The organism is Pontibacter liquoris (genome assembly GCF_022758235.1).
Taxonomy (GTDB): Bacteria; Bacteroidota; Bacteroidia; order Cytophagales; family Hymenobacteraceae; genus Pontibacter; species Pontibacter liquoris.
The window spans coordinates 337,887-354,827 of record NZ_JALEBG010000002.1; the positions used below are offsets into that span (position 1 = coordinate 337,887).

Sequence of the window (16,941 nt, forward strand, 5' to 3'; positions counted from 1 at the left end):
GCAGCGGCCCAAAGTATAGCCGGGCACAAGTATGATCGCCCGCAAAACACGACCCTATTTATCAGCATGAAACAACCCTGAACAAGAGGGGACTAAGCACCGCACAAAGGGCCTATTAATGGCTCAGGTCGGCCGGATGGAATTCCCGCCAGGCTGCCTCCCCTGCCTTTTTCCATTGAAGCCTCAGCGCGGGTTCGGTTCCTTTGCTACTAAGGTATGCGATCCGGATAGGGTGCAGCCCCGCCTGCAGCATTGCCCGCTGCGTTCGTTCGGTGCCTGGGGCATAGCCGTAATCGGCGTCCAGCAGCGCGGCTTCGTGCAGGCGCACAAATGCCTTGCCTGCCGTTGTCAGCGCAAACTCGTACTCCCCGTCGGTTGGCACGTGCAAGTAACCCTGATAGTAAACCATGCCATGTTTTCTGCGCAGTTCATTTCCGCCCACAGCTTTGGCGGTGCCGTGTTTGCCTGCCTTTTGCCCGTTTTCCGCCGCCACCCACCGGAAATCGCCCGGCACATACGTCCAGGCAAGTCCTTTGGCTAATTTGGCGGGTGCGGGCACGGCCGGTACCAGGGCGCCATCGTAAGGGCGCGGGGCAGACGGGTTCGGGTGGCGCACCTGCAGCACCCTGGCCTTCAGCTGCTCCTGCACCTGTTCGTAGCCGGGCTGGCCAGCCAGGTTTATACTTTGGGCGGGATCTTTCACCACATCATAAATCTCAAAATCGTCGTTGGCAGCGGTTACCTGGTAGCGCACGCCCACCAAATCCCCCAGGCGCAGCAGCTGCATCTGGTCGCGTTTACGGCTTTGCCTGGCCGGCTCAAACGCCTCAAAGGCCGGGGTTTTGCCTCCCTCAAAATACTCCACGTACACCAGGCTTTCGGCTTGCCGCCCCTGACCGATAAGCGAAGGCAGCAGCGAAACGCCATCCGTGCGGGCCGGGGCCGGCACATGTGCGGCGTCGGCTAATGTTGCCATCCAGTCAGAAAAGATGCTGGGCGTAGTAACTACCCGTCCCGCAGGAATGTGGCCAGGCCAGGCAGTCAGCGTCGGCATCCGCACGCCGCCTTCCCAGCAGTCGCGCTTGATGCCGTCGAAAGGGCCGAAGCTGTCGAAAAATGTAGGCAGGTTGGGCACATACGTTGCCGGCAGGTATGACTCGATGGACGGGCCATTATCGGAAGTGAACACCACCAGCGTGTTTTCATCCAGGTGCAGATCCCTGAGCAGTTGTTGCAGGTCTCCTACGGCGTCATCAATACGCCGCACGGCGGTAGCATAGCGCTTGTAGGTTTCAGGCCAGGGCACCTCAGGGGTAGCGGGGTTCCGGTCGTCATCGTAGGTGGCATGGCTGTAATCAGGGTGCATGTAGGAGTCCACCTTGCCGGAAGCTGTGTTAATCATATGGCCGGGCGTGCCCAGCCACTGCAGCCCGCCATGCAAGCCCTGCCCTGCCGGGTACGCCTGCGCAGGCAGTTGCAGCACGGCGTGCGGCGCGTCGTAGGCCAGGTACAGGAAGAACGGCTTTGCCGCGTCGGCACCCTGTGCGTGGTCGGTAATATATTTTTTGGCGGCGGCGGTCCACAGATCGGTCGTATAGCACTTGTTTAGGCCGGCGGCCACATCCGTATAGTTGTGCCATACTTGTTTGGGGCCACCGTAGGTGCCCTCCACCGGGTAATGCTCGTGGCCGTCCATGTGGCGCATATACCCAAAGAAATTATCGAAGCCTCGCTTAAGCGGGTGTGCCGGCCAGTCCGGCCCCACTTCATCCACTCCCTGCAGCCCCCACTTACCAATGCTGGCGGTGGTATAGCCCGCCCCCTGCAGCAGGGTACCTAATGTATGGTTCTCCTCCAGCGCCTTGTCGAACTGGTTGTCGCGCACCTGCGCGTTGCCCTGGTGCACGCCCGTCAGGAGGGAGGCACGGGATGGGGCGCAGACAGGTGCGTTGGCGTACTGCTGCGTGAGCTGGGCGCCGCCGGCAGCCATTTTGTCGAGGTTGGGCGTATAGTGCCAGGGCTTGCTCCGGTCTGCAGCTTTTTGCCGCTGGTTCTGGAAAAACACTCCCACGTCGCCATATCCCAGGTCATCGGCCAGAATAAAAATAATATTAGGAGGCTGTTTTTGATCGGGCGTGCGGCCCTGCGGCAAGGCAGGCAAAGCCGGTATAAGCAGCAGCAGGCAGAAGCAAAGCGGCAGATGGTGTTTCATAATAAAAAATGTATTCCGGTGCAGATGCCGGTTTTATTTAAAGCAGGCCCCCGGTACAAGTATGGGAGCGGCTGTGAGCATATCAAGTTAATCAATAACAAAAGCCATAGGACGTATAAGAACCGAAAAACACCTCGTAGCAAGTATGGGCGGCAGATGTCCTGCTTTAAGCAAGTGAACCACCCTGTTGAGCGTCGGGTGGCCTCTCCCGTAAGCTTTGGTCATGCACATTCCAGCCAAAACGTGCTCAGAAGGTAAGTATAAACCTGCCATGTACGGCATCCCGTAGGGCTTTAAATCTACGCAAACGTTTGCGGGCAAGCGCTTTCCCGAAACCAACAGCTCCGGACCATCCGCGTTTCTTTAGCTTCTCTGACATTATGTGTATCTTTCAGGCAATACATTGCCCTGTCTGATGCCGAAAAAGCCTGTGACCATCAAAGAAATCGCCCGGTTACTGGAGGTTTCTGTCTCCACCGTATCCCGTGCCCTCAATAACCATCTCAGCATCGGCTTACCTATGCGCCAGAAGGTGCAGCAACTGGCCCGGGAGCTGAAGTATGAGCGCAACCAAACGGCTGTTTTCTTTCAGAAAGGAAGAACGTATACCATCGGCGTTATTTTGCCGGAGCTCTCCGAGGCCTTTTTTTCTTCGGCGGTAAGCGCCATCGAAGAAACAGCCTACAAACATAACTATACCGTGCTGCTGGCGCAGTCGCACGACGATGCGCAGAAGGAAAAGCAATTGGTGGAGAAAATGAAAAACCACCGCGTGGACGGGCTGCTGGTATCGCTGGCCAAGACAACGGCCTCTTTCGACCACTTCGACAAACTGAGCCAGTACAATATTCCCGTGGTGTTCTTCGACCGGGTACCGCCGCTGCAGCGCATCCATTACGTGGCCTCCACCCTAGTAACCGGCACCGTGGAGGCAGTCAGTTACCTGCTTAAAAGAGGGCACCGCGCCATTGGCATGATAAACGGGCCTGCCACCCTGCATGCCAGCAACGAGCGGCGCGAAGGGTATATCCTGGCCATGACGAAGAACAGGCTCAAGTATGACCCTACGCTGGTGGTGCCCAGCGACCTGACAGAACAGGGAACCATTGCGGCGCTAAACCAGCTGCTGGCCAGCAGGAGAAAGGTATCCGCCATTGTCACCTTCAACGACTATGTAGCCCTCTACGCTCTCAAACACACCCGAAGCCTTGCCCTGGTGGAGCAGCCGGAATTTGTAAGTTATGCCAACCTGCCCCTGGCCCATTACATGGACATGACGCCTATTGCCTCGGTGGAGCAGTTCCCCTATCAGCAGGGGCAGAAAGCCGCAGAGATCCTGCTCGACCTGCTGGCCCGGGAGGAGGACAGCGAGCCGCAAGCCCGGCAGGCTTATTACCAGGTAACGGTCCCATCGCAGTTGGTGGAGAACAAAAAGAGCTGACGCCGCGCGCCTGCTTATAACCACTCAAACGTTTGCGCAAAAAGGTAACGCAATAATTGAGTATGTTTGATCTATAAAAAACACGACAGGAATGCTGCACGAGATACTGACCGCTTTTGGACTGGACGCTGAGAATTTCACTATTCAGAAGCTGAGCTCCGGCCTGATAAACCATACCTGGAAAGTAACAGGCCCGCACGAGGCCTATATTCTGCAGCAGATCAACGCCCACGTGTTCAGGTCTCCGCAGGATATTGCCGATAACATCGTGCAAATTGGTCGCTTCCTGGACCGGCACGCACCTGCGTACTTGTTCGTATCGCCTATAGCTACCGCTACGGGCGCCGTGCTGGTGCAGAACCAGGTCGGAGACTATTTCCGCTTAAGCCTCTACGTAAGCGGCTCGCGCACCATCGACACAGTAACAAACAGGCAACAGGCGTTTGAGGCAGCGCGCCAGTTCGGCAGGTTTACGCGGCTGCTGCATACTTTCGATGCGGCCACGCTGAAGTATACGCTGCCCGACTTCCACAACCTCGCGCTGCGCTACCAGCAGCTGGAGCAGGCCCATGCGGCGGCACCTGCCAGTAGACTGGCCGATGCCCGGCAGGCTATAACGGATGCTTTTGCACAACAGCATTTGGTGCAAACGTATGAAGCGATGGTGGCGGATCCCCGTATTCCCAAGCGCGTTATCCACCACGATACCAAAATCAGCAACGTGCTGTTTGACCAGCACGACAAAGGACTTTGCGTAATCGACCTGGACACGGTGATGCCTGGCTATTTCATCAGCGACCTGGGTGATATGATGCGCACCTACCTTTCGCCGGCCAATGAGGAAGTGCAGGATCTGACAAAAGTGACGGTGCGCGAAGATTATTTCCGGGCGATCATAGAAGGGTATTTTACGGAGATGGCCGATGTGCTGACGGAGGCGGAGAAGGAGCTGCTGCTGTATGCGGGCAAGTTTATGATCTACATGCAGGCCATCCGTTTTCTGGCCGACTTCCTGAACGGCGACACCTACTATGCCACCACCTATGCCGGCCAGAACCTGGTGAGGGCTCAAAACCAGTTTATGCTGCTGCGCAGGTATACGGAAGCGGAACTGCGCTTTACTGATATCGTAAGAACTTTCCGGAAAGAAAAAAGCTAATACAGGGCGATGTCGGGACAACTGCACTGCCGGTAATTTACCTGGAGGCCACGCACCGGAAGCCTGTATTCTCCAGCCCCGTATCTGGCGAGGATTTCATTTTTGATGTTACGCGGTAGCCTTTGCAGTAAGAGGCGTTGCACATAAAGGAGCCGCCGCGGGTTATCTTCTTAGGCACCGTGGGCTCCTGCGGGTCAAAGCTTTTACGCGGGCCCTGCGGGTTCTCCGACACTTTACCGGCCAGCATCTGATAGTAATCTTCGGTATACCAGTCACTCACCCACTCCCACACATTTCCTGCCATATCATAAAGACCATAGCGGTTTGGTTGAAAAGATTTGACCGGCGCTACGCTTGCAAATCCGTCCCACTGCGCATCCTGGTTCGGGAAGCTGCCCTGCCAGGTATTGGCTTTTGGCTTGCCGGCCTCCACCTCCTCATCGCCCCAGCTATACTTCTTACCTGTCAGGCCGCCCCGGGCCGCATACTCCCACTCTGCTTCGGTAGGCAGGCGCTTGCCTGCCCAGCGGGCATAGGCGGCAGCATCTTCCCAGGCCACCTGGGTTACGGGGTAGTTTTCTTTTCCTTTGATGTTGCTCTGCGGGCCCTGCGGGTGCTGCCAGCTGGCACCGGGCGTCCAGCGCCACCATTGCGAAGCATCGTTTAACGGCACAGGCTGGCTGGTCGGGCTAAAGGTGAGCGAGGCCGCCACCAGCAACTCGTCAGCGGGCTTAGGTGTACCGGGCGGTAGCTGCTTTTTCAGCTCTTCCCAATCAGGTTTGCGCTCGGCCACGGTCTGGTAGCCGGTAGCCGCTACAAAGGCGGCGAACTGCGCGTTGGTCACCTCCGTTACGTCCATCCAGAAGCCGTCCAGCTTCACCGTGTGGGCAGGATACTCGTCGGGCCGCCCCTCATTGTCGGTGGCACCCATCTGAAAAGTGCCGCCCTTTACCCATACCATCCCTTCATGCGACAGGGCCTTTTCTGCGGCATACCCGCCGCTATCCGTAGCAGCGGTCAGCGCGGCAAAGCGCTGCGGCATGTGGCTGTGGCAGGAGGTCTCCTCGGAACCGGCAGTCCTGGCAACTTCTGTTTTAGTTTGCGGCTTCTCCCGGCGGCAGGCAAAAAAAGGCAACATGAGGAGCAGGCAGAAAAGCGTCAGGCGCATGGCAGTAGTAATATGGTGTAACAATGGCGGCACAAAGGGCAAGTATAGGAACAAAAAACGATCAGCATAAAAAGGACGCACCAGCCTTTTAGCATCAACAGGAACAGACGCTTTCCTGCCTTGTTGATGCTAAAAGGCTGAAGCAATTTGCACCGCTTCAGCCGGACGAACAAACGAAAGTATACCCCTTCCGCTCTCAACCTGTGTTCCTGGGTCTACCTAGCGCAACAGGAAGTATAAACCAGCTTAATAGTCGTCGTTCAGCGCAAATATTGGCTTGCGCTGCATCCATTTGCCACCGGTAAAGTCCGGGAACTCCACCGTTTCGTTACCCAGCGCAATAGACTGCTCGCTTAAAGGTGTGATCGCGCTCCAGACAGCAGCGTCGTATACGTCCATCGGGGTTGGCTCTTTGCGTTTGGCAGCTTCCACAAACGCATGGATCACGAAGAAGTCCATGCCGCCGTGGCCTGCACCCTGAGCATCGTTGCCATACTTTTTCCAGAGCGGGTGATCATACTTGTCGAGCCATTCCTTAGCCTGATCCCACTGGTGCGGCTTGCTTTTGCCCTCCACATAGATGGAGTTGTTCACGTCCATCCAAAGTCCTTCGGTGCCCTGCACCCGGAAACCGAGGGAATAAGGGCGCGGCGAGTTGGTGTCGTGCTGCAGGAGGACCGTTTCGCCATTGGCGCAGCCCAGCGTGGTCGTAACGATATCGCCGAGACTGAACTTTACCTTGGCGTTGGGATTGTTCTCACCGCCCCGGTCAACGATATACTTGTGCAGCCCGCGTGCTTTTGTCGCATAAGAGTTGAGCGTCAGGAAGCGGTTGCCCCTGTTGATATTGATGTAGTGGGCCACCGGTCCGACGCCGTGCGTAGGATAAAGGTCGCCGTTGCGGTGCACGGAGTGGTTCGTGCGCCATTGGGCCTCGGAGAAGGCGTCTTCGCCAAACTTCACCCCATGGCCATAAGCATGCTCCCCGTCGTTGAACTTCACCTCGCGCAGGTCGTGCTGGTAGCCTCCCTGCAGGTGGAGCAGTTCCCCAAACACACCCTGGCGCACCATGTTCAGCACGGCCATCACATCACGGCGGTAGCACACATTTTCCAGCATCATCACATGGGCATTATGCCGCTCAGCGGCGTGCACCACCTCCCAATGGTCATCCAGCGTGATGCCCAGCACCACTTCGGTGGCCACATACTTCAGGCCGGCGTCCAAAGCGCCAAGCAGCATCGGCTTGTGCCACTCCCATGGGGTAGCGATCACCACAGCCTGCAGGCCCTTGGTCTCCAGCATTCGCTTCCAGGCGTAGTCGTCGCCGGTGAAGATCTTCGGCATCGGCTTTCCGCTCTTCTGTATCGCTTCTTTCGCCATGCCGAGCATGCGGTCGCTTACGTCGCAGATCGCCACCAAGTCCACATCGTCGCGGCGGAGCAGCAGGTCCAGGTGGTTCTGGCCGCGCAGGCCTGTGCCGATAAGGGCTATTTTCACTTTGTCTTTGGCCTTAGCGGCAAACAGATTCTGGCCAGGCAGCACAGACAGGGCTGCGGCAGAAAGGCTGGTGTTGCGTACAAATTTTCTTCTGTTCATCATGTTTTTTCAGGTATAGATCACTCCGGCTTTGCTTATTTTTATAGTATAAATCGTTCTGATCAAGGCGCTATCTGCGGTCCTTCATTCTATTCTGGGTGCTCCTGCGCCACCAGTCTCTCGCCTGCTGCCTCCCAATATCTAAAGCTCACTTCCTTGCCAGACCTGTCGCCTGCCACTGGAGAATGGCTTAGCAACGCAATGCTCCCCTGCCAGCTTTCTGCCCCATATTGGGTTGATTTAAGGACACAGAGCGTGTTGCCATAGGTATCCAGCGCGGTAAGCCTGGCATGGCAGCCGCCTTGTGGCAGTGGCCATACCTTTAAGAGGAGCCGCACAGGCTGTTGCAGCTTTTCCCCGGGTATAATCCTGTTGCTTTGCACCGTACCGATAAAGAGCTCTCCCCCTCGCTGCACTCCTACATCTAACACGCCACCGCCCGCTATACTTATCCGCCAGCCTGCCTCTACTGCTGCTGCCCCCATCCAGAACCGGATCTGGGTGCTAAGTATAAAAGCGCCTTCCTGCTCCGACAACCGATGCGTAAGCAGCTGCACCGTTCGGTCCGGGCCTCCGCCCCGGCACAGCAGTTCCCCTTCCTGCACAAGCCAGTCCTCAGGGGGCCATGCCCTGAAGGCTTCTCCGGGGCTGGCGGCATCAGGCAATGTTTCCCACCGGCTCCGGAAGGAGTTGGTTGTTATTAGGGCATGCGTTTCTTCTCGCTCCGGCAGCGTGGCGCCAGGGGCCGGATCATTTGGAAACCCGCCTAACAGCAATGCCCTTAAACTCTCTCTTCGGTCCATTGAATTCCTATTTCTAAGCGGAAGCGGCCTTTATACTTGCTGCTACAGCAGGTTTGTCCTTTATCTTGTCACACCCGCTACCAGTTTATCCTTCAGCCCCCTGAGCTTTTCCTGCTTTGGCGGCGGGGCTTTTACGTTTGATGGTTACCAAAACCGCGCCTCTCCAAAAAAAGCCGGCAGGTGGAAGTTGGGCAGCGGCGCCTCGATGCTGTTCCACGCCAGATAGTGTGGCTCTGCCAGTTCGTCGCCACATTTAAAAAGATTCACGGATACCTGCTCTTCCAGCAAGCTCGTGAGTTGGTGCGCTGCAAATACCTGTGGGGGTATAACCAGCGTGAGTTGCCAGCTTGCTTTAGGCGTCTCTTGCGAGGAAACTTTCAATGCTGCCCACCGCCGCACGTGCGCCAGGTGGTGTTCGGGCAAAAGTGCTCTGCCATCGCGGCTGGCCCCAAAGCCTGCCCGGCAAGTGCCCAGGCAGTTAAACTCGAAGTTATAGTAGGCCTGCTCCCCCCGCAATGCTATAAAAAATTCAACACAGCTGTCTTTATACACCGTATCGTTCGTCTGGCGGTACCTGGCCTGTATGGCATCTTCTCTCACGAAATATTTTAGAAAGAGGCAATCCTCGTTATGGCCCACTGCAAAGGCGGCCTCGGCCACCGGGTCGGTTACGGCCCAGGGGGCGCTGCCAATGGCATGCCGTGGGAGCGCGTCCAGAACCTCGGTGAGTTGCGGCAGCGGGCTGTTAACGTGCAAGTGAGGCAAGCGTGGAATATCCAGTATTTTCATTTTTAGGACTTTCGTACGGTTAGGTAAGAGCGGGCAAGGCGGCATCCTCCCACAGGTTTTCGGGGTATACCCCCGCCTTTATTAAGTCATGGAGGCGCTGCGTCACTGTGGCCTTGTCTCCGGGGTAGGTCACGCCAAACCATTTCTCCGGCGTGTGCAGCACTTTTACCCTGGCTTCGCCCGATTGCACCAGCGTGTTCACCACATCCGGCAGGTAGAACTCTGCCGTGGGCTTGTCGCTGTTTTCCTGCAGAAACTTTCGCAGCCCCGCCTCAAAGTAAGGCAACACCAAAGGCTTAAAGGCCATCAGGTTCATCGACACCACTTCTCCTGCTCCCAGCAGGTGCGATTGGCCGCCAGGCTCCTGCACCGCAATGCCGGTGTCCGTGCGCACAATGTGCGTCTGTTCCGTCAGCGAAAGCAGGTAGTCTTCCGGATCCAGGCTGCAAATGCCCCGCGACACGGCACCATGCTCTGAGAGCGTGTTCTCTACCTTAAAACCCACCAAACTGTATGCTTTGTCATCGGTGCTTTGCTGCAGGAAATCTGCCACGAGCTTAAAGGAGGTATAGCCATAGAAATCGTCGCCATTGATCACCGCAAACGGGCCCTGCAGCTCGGGAGCTGCTACCCAAACGGCATGCGCGGTTCCCCAGGGCTTGATACGCCCCTCCGGTACCACAAAGCCCTGGGGCAACATGTCCAGCTCCTGTACCACATACGCCACCGCTAGACCAGCCGGTAAACGCTGCCTTACACCCGCTTTAAACGCCTCCTCTGCCGACCTGGGGATCACGAACACGACCTTGCCAAATCCGGCTTTCAGCGCATCATAGACAGAATAATCCAGCAGAGTTTCGCCATGAGGACCAAAGCCTGCCATCTGCTTCAGGCTGCCGTAGCGTGTCGCCATACCGGCTGCCAGCACTAATAAAGTGGGTTCGTTTTGCATCTATTTACTTTCCTTTCAACAAATAAATGAGACAGGCGCGTGGCCCTCCTGTGGACTGCCTTTCATAAGGCAGGGTTGCTGTATCTGCTGCGTTGGCGGCGGGCCAAAACAACCGTGGTCCAGCTACTTTAACCTTGAAAGCAGGTGTGCTAAAATAGACTTTTGAACTTAACTTAGCAAGCAAAATAAACAAACGTTTACGAACACGCAGGCTGCGTGCAGGCAAACGCAGCTTTACCTCCGGAGCTGGTGCCCGGGCTTTCTCAGCGCCGTATCTATTTCCTGTACCCGTAAAAGGCCGGACGAAGGAGCGGGAGTCGCTGGGCCTGGCCTGCCATACTTTCAATAGCTGGGTGGGAGCATCCGTATAATTTGGTATGTTTGCAAACAAGGACAGCGGGAGCCGTTGGCCTCACTTTAACTGCATCAAACGTGGAGAATCATACTATCAGGATCAAGGACATTGCCGCCAAGGCCAACGTATCGACCGGCACGGTAGACCGGGTGCTGCACAACCGAGGGCGGGTGTCGGAGGAGGTGCGGGAACGGATCCTAAAAATTGCGGAAGAACTCAACTATAAGCCCAACGTGCTGGCCCGGGCGCTTGTGAGTAAAAAGATCTATGATATTGCGGCTCTCATCCCCGACCCTGCCGCCGATAGCTACTGGCAGGCCCCAAAAGCGGGCATCGGGAAAGCAGTTGAGGAGCTAAAACAATATGGCATTCGGGTAACAGAGTATATTTTTGATCCTTTCCAGGTAAACTCCTTTCTGCAGGAAGCGGAGAAGGTTACAGCGGCCGCGCCCGATGGCATTCTGTTGGCACCGATTTTTCACCGGCAGTCGCTGCCTTTCTTTACCCAATGGCAAGCGCTTGCCATTCCGGTTGTGCTCTTTAACACGCAGATACCAGACTACCAGCCGTTGATGTATATTGGGCAGGACTCTTACCAAAGCGGCTTTCTGGCAGGCAAGCTGCTGCACTATGGCTGCCCGGATCCGGCTACCTTTGTGGTAGCGCACATCGAAGAGGACATCCTCAATTCGTCGCACCTGCTGCACAAAGAGCAGGGGTTCAGAGACTATTTTGCAAGCCAGGCCACCACAGGCGCTTACCAGGTGATACAAATCGACTTACAAAGCACTTCCGAAACCGCCATTGCCCGGCAACTTGACCAGCTGTTTGCTGACGTAGCCAACATCCGGGGCTTGTTTGTGACGAATTCGAAGGCAAGTATAGTGGCAGAACACCTGCAACGCAGGCAACGGCACCAGGTACACCTGGTGGGCTACGATCTCATGGAAAAGAACCTGCACTTTCTCAACCAGGGAGTTATCCAGTTCTTAATCAACCAGAACCCTAAAGGACAGGGTTACTGGGGCATTCAGGGTCTGGCGGATCACCTCGTGTTCCAGAAGTTGAATAACCCCATCAAGTACCTCCCCCTCGACATCATTACCAAAGAAAACCTGCAGTACTACATTGAAGCCGACAAATAAGCCCGTTTCTCGCCTGTAGGCAACAGGGGCTTTATTTTGATTCCGGGAGGGCAAATTTTTCTCATCAGCCACTTACAGGTAAAACTGCTAAGTGGCTTTTTTATGTGGCTGCACTTTGCCTCCTTCTGCACCAGCTACATAACTGCAGCTTTGCCAGGGCCATGCAGCTGCCCGGGTTTATGCCCCAAAGCACAGCATATCAACTCCCTGCCCGCCTCTCTGCTACACCAGGAGCTGTCTTTACCGGTTTATACTTACCCAGCTGACTGGATTTGCGACATCCTGCTATGGCATACTGGGCTGCCGTCTCTTTGTCCCAGGCAGGCAGGAAGTATGCTGTGGTAGTTTAACAGGCGCCGATAATAGTATTTCGGGGAACGGCATCAGGTTTTTGGCAGATTTATAAGTATACTTGTTGCGCTAAATCTGTACTTCCCTGGTGCATACCTGTTTCTGTACCGCACATAAGGGATGCGCCGGCAAGTATATTCCGAACTTGATTAAAATAAATTAGTCGAAATTAACCAATGTCTTCTATCTTTCAATCTTCTACCATCGCCACTTACTAACACGCTTAAATACACTAACTAACTATTTATGGAAAAAAATATTTTTGCCACCAAATCGGTTGAAAAACTGATGCAAGAATCCGATAGCGGTGAGCACGGGCTCAAGCGGACGCTAACGGCCACCAACCTGACCATGCTGGGTATAGGGGCTATTATCGGAGCGGGCATTTTTGTGCTTACCGGAACGGCTGCCGCCAATGCCGCCGGCCCGGCCATTGTTTTCTCTTTTATTATCGCAGGCCTGGGCTGTTTGTTTGCGGGCCTCTGCTATGCCGAGTTTGCCTCTATGATCCCGATTGCCGGTAGCGCTTATACTTACGGCTATGCCACACTGGGTGAATTTATTGCCTGGATCATTGGCTGGGACCTTATCCTGGAATACCTCTTTGGCGCGGCTACAGTAGCTGTGGGCTGGAGCGGTAACTTTGTGAGTTTGCTTAAATCACTCGGTATTACCATTCCTGCGGCAGTGGCCAGTGCGCCGCTCGCTTATGAAGCCGGCTCTTTTTCTACAACCGGTTCGCTCATCAACCTGCCTGCCGTTGCGCTGATCGCCGTTATGACGACACTGCTGGTTATCGGCATCCAGGAATCTGCCCGGTTCAACAACATGATCGTGATCGTGAAAGTGGCCATCGTGTTGCTGGTGATTGCTTTTGGTTTTCAGTATGTGGATTCCGCCAACTGGGAGCCTTTTATCCCGGCTCGCGAGGTGCTGAGTGAAGGAGGTGCCCGCTATGGCTGGCAGGGTATTGTGCAGGGTGCTGCTGTCGTTTTCTTTTCTTACATCGGATTCGACGCGGTTAGTACGGCTGCACAGGAAGCAAAAAATCCCCAGAAAGATATGCCCATTGGCATGCTAACCTCCCTTGGCGTTTGCACGCTGCTGTATGTACTGATGTCTTTGGTACTGACCGGCTTAACCTCTTACAAGAACCTGAACGTGCCTGATCCGGTGCTGGTAGCGCTTGCAGCAGCCGGACCGGCTCTGAAGTGGTTATACTTTTTTACGGGCGTCGGAGCAGTGGCCGGCCTGGCTTCTGTTGTACTGGTTATGCTCATGGGGCAGCCGCGTATCTTCTTTGCCATGTCACGCGACGGGCTGTTGCCAGCCGTATTCGGCCGTGTGCATCCCCGCTTTGGCACCCCGCACGTTACCACAATCGTGACTGGCATTGTAGCAGGCATCGTAGCAGGTATCTTCCCGATCGGCTTGCTGGGTGAGTTGGTAAGTATTGGTACCCTGCTGGCTTTCGTGATCGTTTGTGCCGGCATTATTGTGCTGCGCCGTACCAGCCCGGATCTGAACCGTCCTTTTAAAACGCCTCTGGTTCCGCTTGTGCCTATCCTGGGCATTCTGATCTGCGGTTACATGATGGTGAACCTGGGTTTTGATACCTGGATGCGCCTCATCATCTGGATGGCCATCGGCATCGTCATCTATTTCGCTTACGGACGCAAGCACAGCAAGCTCCAGCTTGCCCAGAAAGAGGGCGCCAGCACCGTCTGATGCCTGGCAGCAAGAATCCTGTCCGGATTCTTTTCTAAAACTCATTTCAAATTACTTCATACTATAGTAAAAGAAATACCGCCGGTTCCTGGTAACCGGCGGTATTTCTTTTTTAAATACAGCCGGTAGCGCTTCTCATACTTATCTAATAGCCGGTTTATACTGCAGGCGCGCCCATTACCTCAAGGGCCCCACACCTGCTCATACCCTGAAAAGGAGCTTCCAGGCGGTTACTGTTAAGGAAGCATCGGGTAGCAATGGCCTTTGGCTGAAGCCTTTCCGAAAACGCCCGCAGCATCCTTTGCCTAACCTTTTTAGCCTTCTGCCAGTAACTATAACTAACATGGCAATATTATCATATAAATGGCTGGCTATACTTTGCCAGGTGGTACCAGCCAGCTGAAACCTTAACACTAAGATCATGAAAAATATACAACCCTATTTAATGGCCGTACTCGTGCTGCTAACCTGTACGCTGACCAGTTGCGATGTGATAGGCGACATTTTTAAGGCCGGCATGTGGACCGCCCTTATTGTGATAGTTATTGTGGTGCTGCTGATCGTATGGCTTTTCCGCAAGCTCAGACGCTAACAGCAAGCAGACAATAAAAACTAAAAAGAGCAGCCCAAGGGCTGCTCTTTTTAGTTACAGAAAACTGTTGTTCCGATGTTTTGCCACGGTAGCGGCATACCTTACCTATTGCGTTTGGGCATAGTGCCCAGCAGGTAATCCCATAGTGGCGACGATACGCCATAGGCCGCATGCGGGTCTTTGTAGTGGTGGATGCTGTGATGGATCCAAAGGGTTTTCAGGAAATTTTTAGGCGGCGCATACGCATGCACGGCATAGTGCACCGACAGGTACATGGCATAGCCGAACAACATGCCGGCCACCAGGCCAAACACAAACTGCCCGAAGAAAAGCTTGAAGAAAAAGAAAAAGGCTGAGGCATATAAAATGCTCACCACCGGCGGCATGGCCAGGCGTTTTTTATCTTTAGGATAGTCGTGGTGGTTGCCGTGCACGATGTATTGCATCCGCGCCCGGCCTGGGGTGCTGGTATCCATGTGGAACAAATAGCGGTGGGCCAGGTACTCGATCAGCGTAAAAATAAACCAACCCAGGAAAAAGAAGCCAACGGCTTCCAGTACGTTGATCAGGCTGTAAGCTAGTCCGTAATAAATTAAGCCGATGGCAATTAGGATAAAAATGGAGATCGGCATGGCAATATGCGTTCGGGTCATTTTCTCCAGAATAGGGTTCTGGAAAAGCTGCGCGCTGCCTTTGTGATTCGGTTTCATATGTTTTACTCTATACTTGTTTCTGCCGCAAAACTACTCAAAAAACTATTTTCTGCCACGCTTAGCCGGAGCAAGTATAACCGTATAACGCGAGTCATCAGGGATGGTTGAGTAGTGTTTCTAAAATAGCAACAGTATAAGGTCCTTTCGCTATCCTATACGTGGCCTGCTCATAAAACCGCCGCCGTTTAGCTAATGTTTCGCTTAAAAAAGTGGAGAGTTCCTCGGGGGTTTTACCTGCCAGCAAGGGCCGAGCCTGCAGGTTCGATTGTTGCAGCCGCCGCACCAGTTCCGCTACCGGCACATCCAGGAAAATGCTTTTCCCGCACCGGTTAATAAAGGCCATGTTATCGAAAAAGCAGGGCGCACCGCCTCCCGTAGAAACCACTACCTGCGTATGCTCCTGCACCACAGCGGCCAGCGCTTCCCGTTCCAACTCGCGGAACCGCTCCTGGCCCTGCTGCTCAAACAGCGTAGCAATACTTTGGCCCTGCCGGGCTTCGATCAGCGCATCCAGGTCCACAAACGTGTAGTCCAGCCGCCCGGCCAGTTGCCGCCCCAGCGTGGTTTTGCCGCTGCCCATCATGCCAAGTAAGAAAATCCGCATTATAGTGAGGGTGGGTTATACATTGAAATGACTAGCTGGAGCCGGTTGGCACAGGCGCACGAGCGCAGCGGTGCCAACCATACGTTCTTAGAACAAGTATGGCCGGATACCCGTTACGCGCAGAGGGCTTATTTGGTGAGCAGGCCTTTCACCTCGGCTATGTCCGGGGTATCGTTGTGGTGCCACTTGCCTTTTACGACGCCGTTCTGCAGCAGCACCAGCCCGGGGTTGGCCCGGATAATGGTTTTGAGCACTGTGCCGTCACCGAAGTAGTAAGGCGCTGCCAGGTTTACCTCGTGGCGGAACATCTCAAACTCCTGTCCGCTGCTGCTCGTTACCACCATCGGCTGGATGCCGGCCTGCTCGGCAGCTTTCACCAGTTTGTTAATCTTATCAAAATCTTTCTGGTCTGCTGTGGCCGTGCTCTGCACAATGACCAGCAGCTTGTTCCCCGTGAAAACCTCCTGCGTAAAGTCGCCTTCGTCGGTCCATACATTAAAGTCTGTAATGCGGGGACCGTCTTCGGGGTTAATGGCCACCATCTCCTTAAACTTGTAGGTTTCGTCGGTCGGGTATTCTTCAAACTCCTGCTCCTGCCCGTTCTTTAGCATCACATACTTGTAGCGCAGCGGAGCTGAGGGCTTCATCAGCGCCTGAATGTCGTTGCCGGTCTTGTAAGGGCGGAAGTCGATGAACGGCAGGTGCTGGTAAGCGTACCAGCCTATGCCCACAGCAAGTATAGCAGACAGCGCCGTAACCACAGCGCCTGTTTTGGGGCGGGTAAGCGGCGGCAGGTATTTTTGCGTGAACAGCAGCACCACGATCATCACCAGCAGCACCAGGTCTTTGGTAAACGACTCCCAGGGCGTCAGCTTAATAGCATCGCCAAAGCAGCCGCAATCCGTTACTTTGTTAAAGTAGGCCGAGTAAAAGGTAAGAAAGGTAAAGAACACGATCATGGCCAGCAACGCCACCAGCACCCTCTTGAGCCGCCAGCGCAGCAGCAGGGCCACTCCGAGCACAATTTCCGAGGCACTCAGGAAAATGGACAGGAACAGGGCTGCCGGCCGAAAGGCCAGGAAAAAGGCGGCGAAGTCAGTGGCGAACACTTCAAAATATTCGTCCAGCTTAATGGCCGTGCCCACCGGGTCGTTTATCTTGATCAGGCCCGAAAAGATGAACAGCACGCCCACAAAAAACCAGCAGAATCTGCTTATATACTTCATTCTTATGCGTTAAAAAGTTAGAACGTTTAAAGGGTAGAGCGTTATACTATAACCCTCTCCTGTTATCCCGAACAACGGGAGAGATCCGGGGCAACACCTGCTTA

14 protein-coding genes are annotated in these 16,941 nt (G+C 54.8%); 5 read left to right on the forward strand and 9 right to left on the reverse strand.

Translation table 11 applies throughout. From position 1 onward, the window contains the following. Positions 1 to 115: 115 nt before the first annotated feature. Positions 116 to 2,212, reverse strand: a complete 2,097-nt coding sequence (locus tag LWL52_RS14760; RefSeq protein ID WP_242921239.1) for a sulfatase-like hydrolase/transferase — start codon at positions 2,210 to 2,212, stop codon at positions 116 to 118. A 415-nt stretch (positions 2,213 to 2,627) separates the two neighbouring features. Between LWL52_RS14760 and LWL52_RS14765 the strand changes: the two genes are divergently transcribed. Then, the gene (locus LWL52_RS14765) at positions 2,628 to 3,653 is read left to right on the forward strand and encodes a LacI family DNA-binding transcriptional regulator (RefSeq protein WP_242921240.1); all 1,026 of its coding nucleotides are present in this window, start codon (positions 2,628 to 2,630) and stop codon (positions 3,651 to 3,653) included. Positions 3,654 to 3,744: 91 nt separating this feature from the next. Further along, positions 3,745 to 4,812 (forward strand): phosphotransferase enzyme family protein, encoded by a 1,068-nt coding sequence (locus LWL52_RS14770; RefSeq protein ID WP_242921241.1) that lies wholly within the window; start codon positions 3,745 to 3,747, stop codon positions 4,810 to 4,812. A 37-nt stretch (positions 4,813 to 4,849) separates the two neighbouring features. Here the strand turns inward: LWL52_RS14770 and LWL52_RS14775 are convergent, their stop codons facing one another. The 5 genes from LWL52_RS14775 to LWL52_RS14795 all read right to left on the reverse strand — a co-directional run bounded on the left by LWL52_RS14775 (position 4,850) and on the right by LWL52_RS14795 (position 10,123). Continuing rightward, the gene (locus LWL52_RS14775; protein ID WP_242921242.1) at positions 4,850 to 5,980 is read right to left on the reverse strand and encodes a formylglycine-generating enzyme family protein; all 1,131 of its coding nucleotides are present in this window, start codon (positions 5,978 to 5,980) and stop codon (positions 4,850 to 4,852) included. A 246-nt stretch (positions 5,981 to 6,226) separates the two neighbouring features. Further along, complete coding sequence (locus LWL52_RS14780) at positions 6,227 to 7,582, reverse strand: Gfo/Idh/MocA family protein (RefSeq protein WP_242921244.1); 1,356 nt, start codon at positions 7,580 to 7,582, stop codon at positions 6,227 to 6,229. An 86-nt stretch (positions 7,583 to 7,668) separates the two neighbouring features. Beyond that, positions 7,669 to 8,382 carry a hypothetical protein gene (locus LWL52_RS14785; RefSeq protein ID WP_242921246.1) on the reverse strand — a complete coding sequence of 238 codons (714 nt, stop codon included), beginning with the start codon at positions 8,380 to 8,382 and terminating at the stop codon, positions 7,669 to 7,671. A 144-nt stretch (positions 8,383 to 8,526) separates the two neighbouring features. Then, positions 8,527 to 9,171, reverse strand: coding sequence for a carbohydrate-binding family 9-like protein (locus tag LWL52_RS14790; protein WP_242921248.1), 645 nt, complete (start codon positions 9,169 to 9,171; stop codon positions 8,527 to 8,529). A gap of 19 nt (positions 9,172 to 9,190) precedes the next feature. Next, on the reverse strand, positions 9,191 to 10,123 hold the full coding sequence (locus tag LWL52_RS14795; RefSeq protein ID WP_242921251.1) for a sugar phosphate nucleotidyltransferase: 933 nt from the start codon (positions 10,121 to 10,123) through the stop codon (positions 9,191 to 9,193). Positions 10,124 to 10,555: 432 nt separating this feature from the next. On the opposite strand from LWL52_RS14795, the gene LWL52_RS14800 reads away from it, so the two are divergent. The 3 genes from LWL52_RS14800 to LWL52_RS14810 all read left to right on the forward strand — a co-directional run bounded on the left by LWL52_RS14800 (position 10,556) and on the right by LWL52_RS14810 (position 14,294). Then, entirely contained in the window at positions 10,556 to 11,623 is a 1,068-nt protein-coding gene (locus LWL52_RS14800; protein WP_242921253.1) for a LacI family DNA-binding transcriptional regulator, read from the forward strand. A gap of 597 nt (positions 11,624 to 12,220) precedes the next feature. Then, positions 12,221 to 13,702, forward strand: coding sequence for an amino acid permease (locus LWL52_RS14805; RefSeq protein ID WP_242921255.1), 1,482 nt, complete (start codon positions 12,221 to 12,223; stop codon positions 13,700 to 13,702). A gap of 421 nt (positions 13,703 to 14,123) precedes the next feature. After that, positions 14,124 to 14,294, forward strand: coding sequence for a hypothetical protein (locus LWL52_RS14810; protein ID WP_242921257.1), 171 nt, complete (start codon positions 14,124 to 14,126; stop codon positions 14,292 to 14,294). Positions 14,295 to 14,395: 101 nt separating this feature from the next. Here LWL52_RS14810 and LWL52_RS14815 read toward each other — a convergent pair whose 3' ends face one another. From LWL52_RS14815 to LWL52_RS14825, 3 genes are all read right to left on the reverse strand, one after another. Continuing rightward, positions 14,396 to 15,004, reverse strand: coding sequence for a sterol desaturase family protein (locus LWL52_RS14815; RefSeq protein ID WP_242921259.1), 609 nt, complete (start codon positions 15,002 to 15,004; stop codon positions 14,396 to 14,398). A 97-nt stretch (positions 15,005 to 15,101) separates the two neighbouring features. Continuing rightward, positions 15,102 to 15,611, reverse strand: a complete 510-nt coding sequence (locus LWL52_RS14820; RefSeq protein ID WP_242921260.1) for a shikimate kinase — start codon at positions 15,609 to 15,611, stop codon at positions 15,102 to 15,104. Positions 15,612 to 15,739: 128 nt separating this feature from the next. Beyond that, on the reverse strand, positions 15,740 to 16,837 hold the full coding sequence (locus LWL52_RS14825) for a BT_3928 family protein (RefSeq protein ID WP_242921261.1): 1,098 nt from the start codon (positions 16,835 to 16,837) through the stop codon (positions 15,740 to 15,742). Between the last annotated feature and the right edge of the window lie 104 nt (positions 16,838 to 16,941).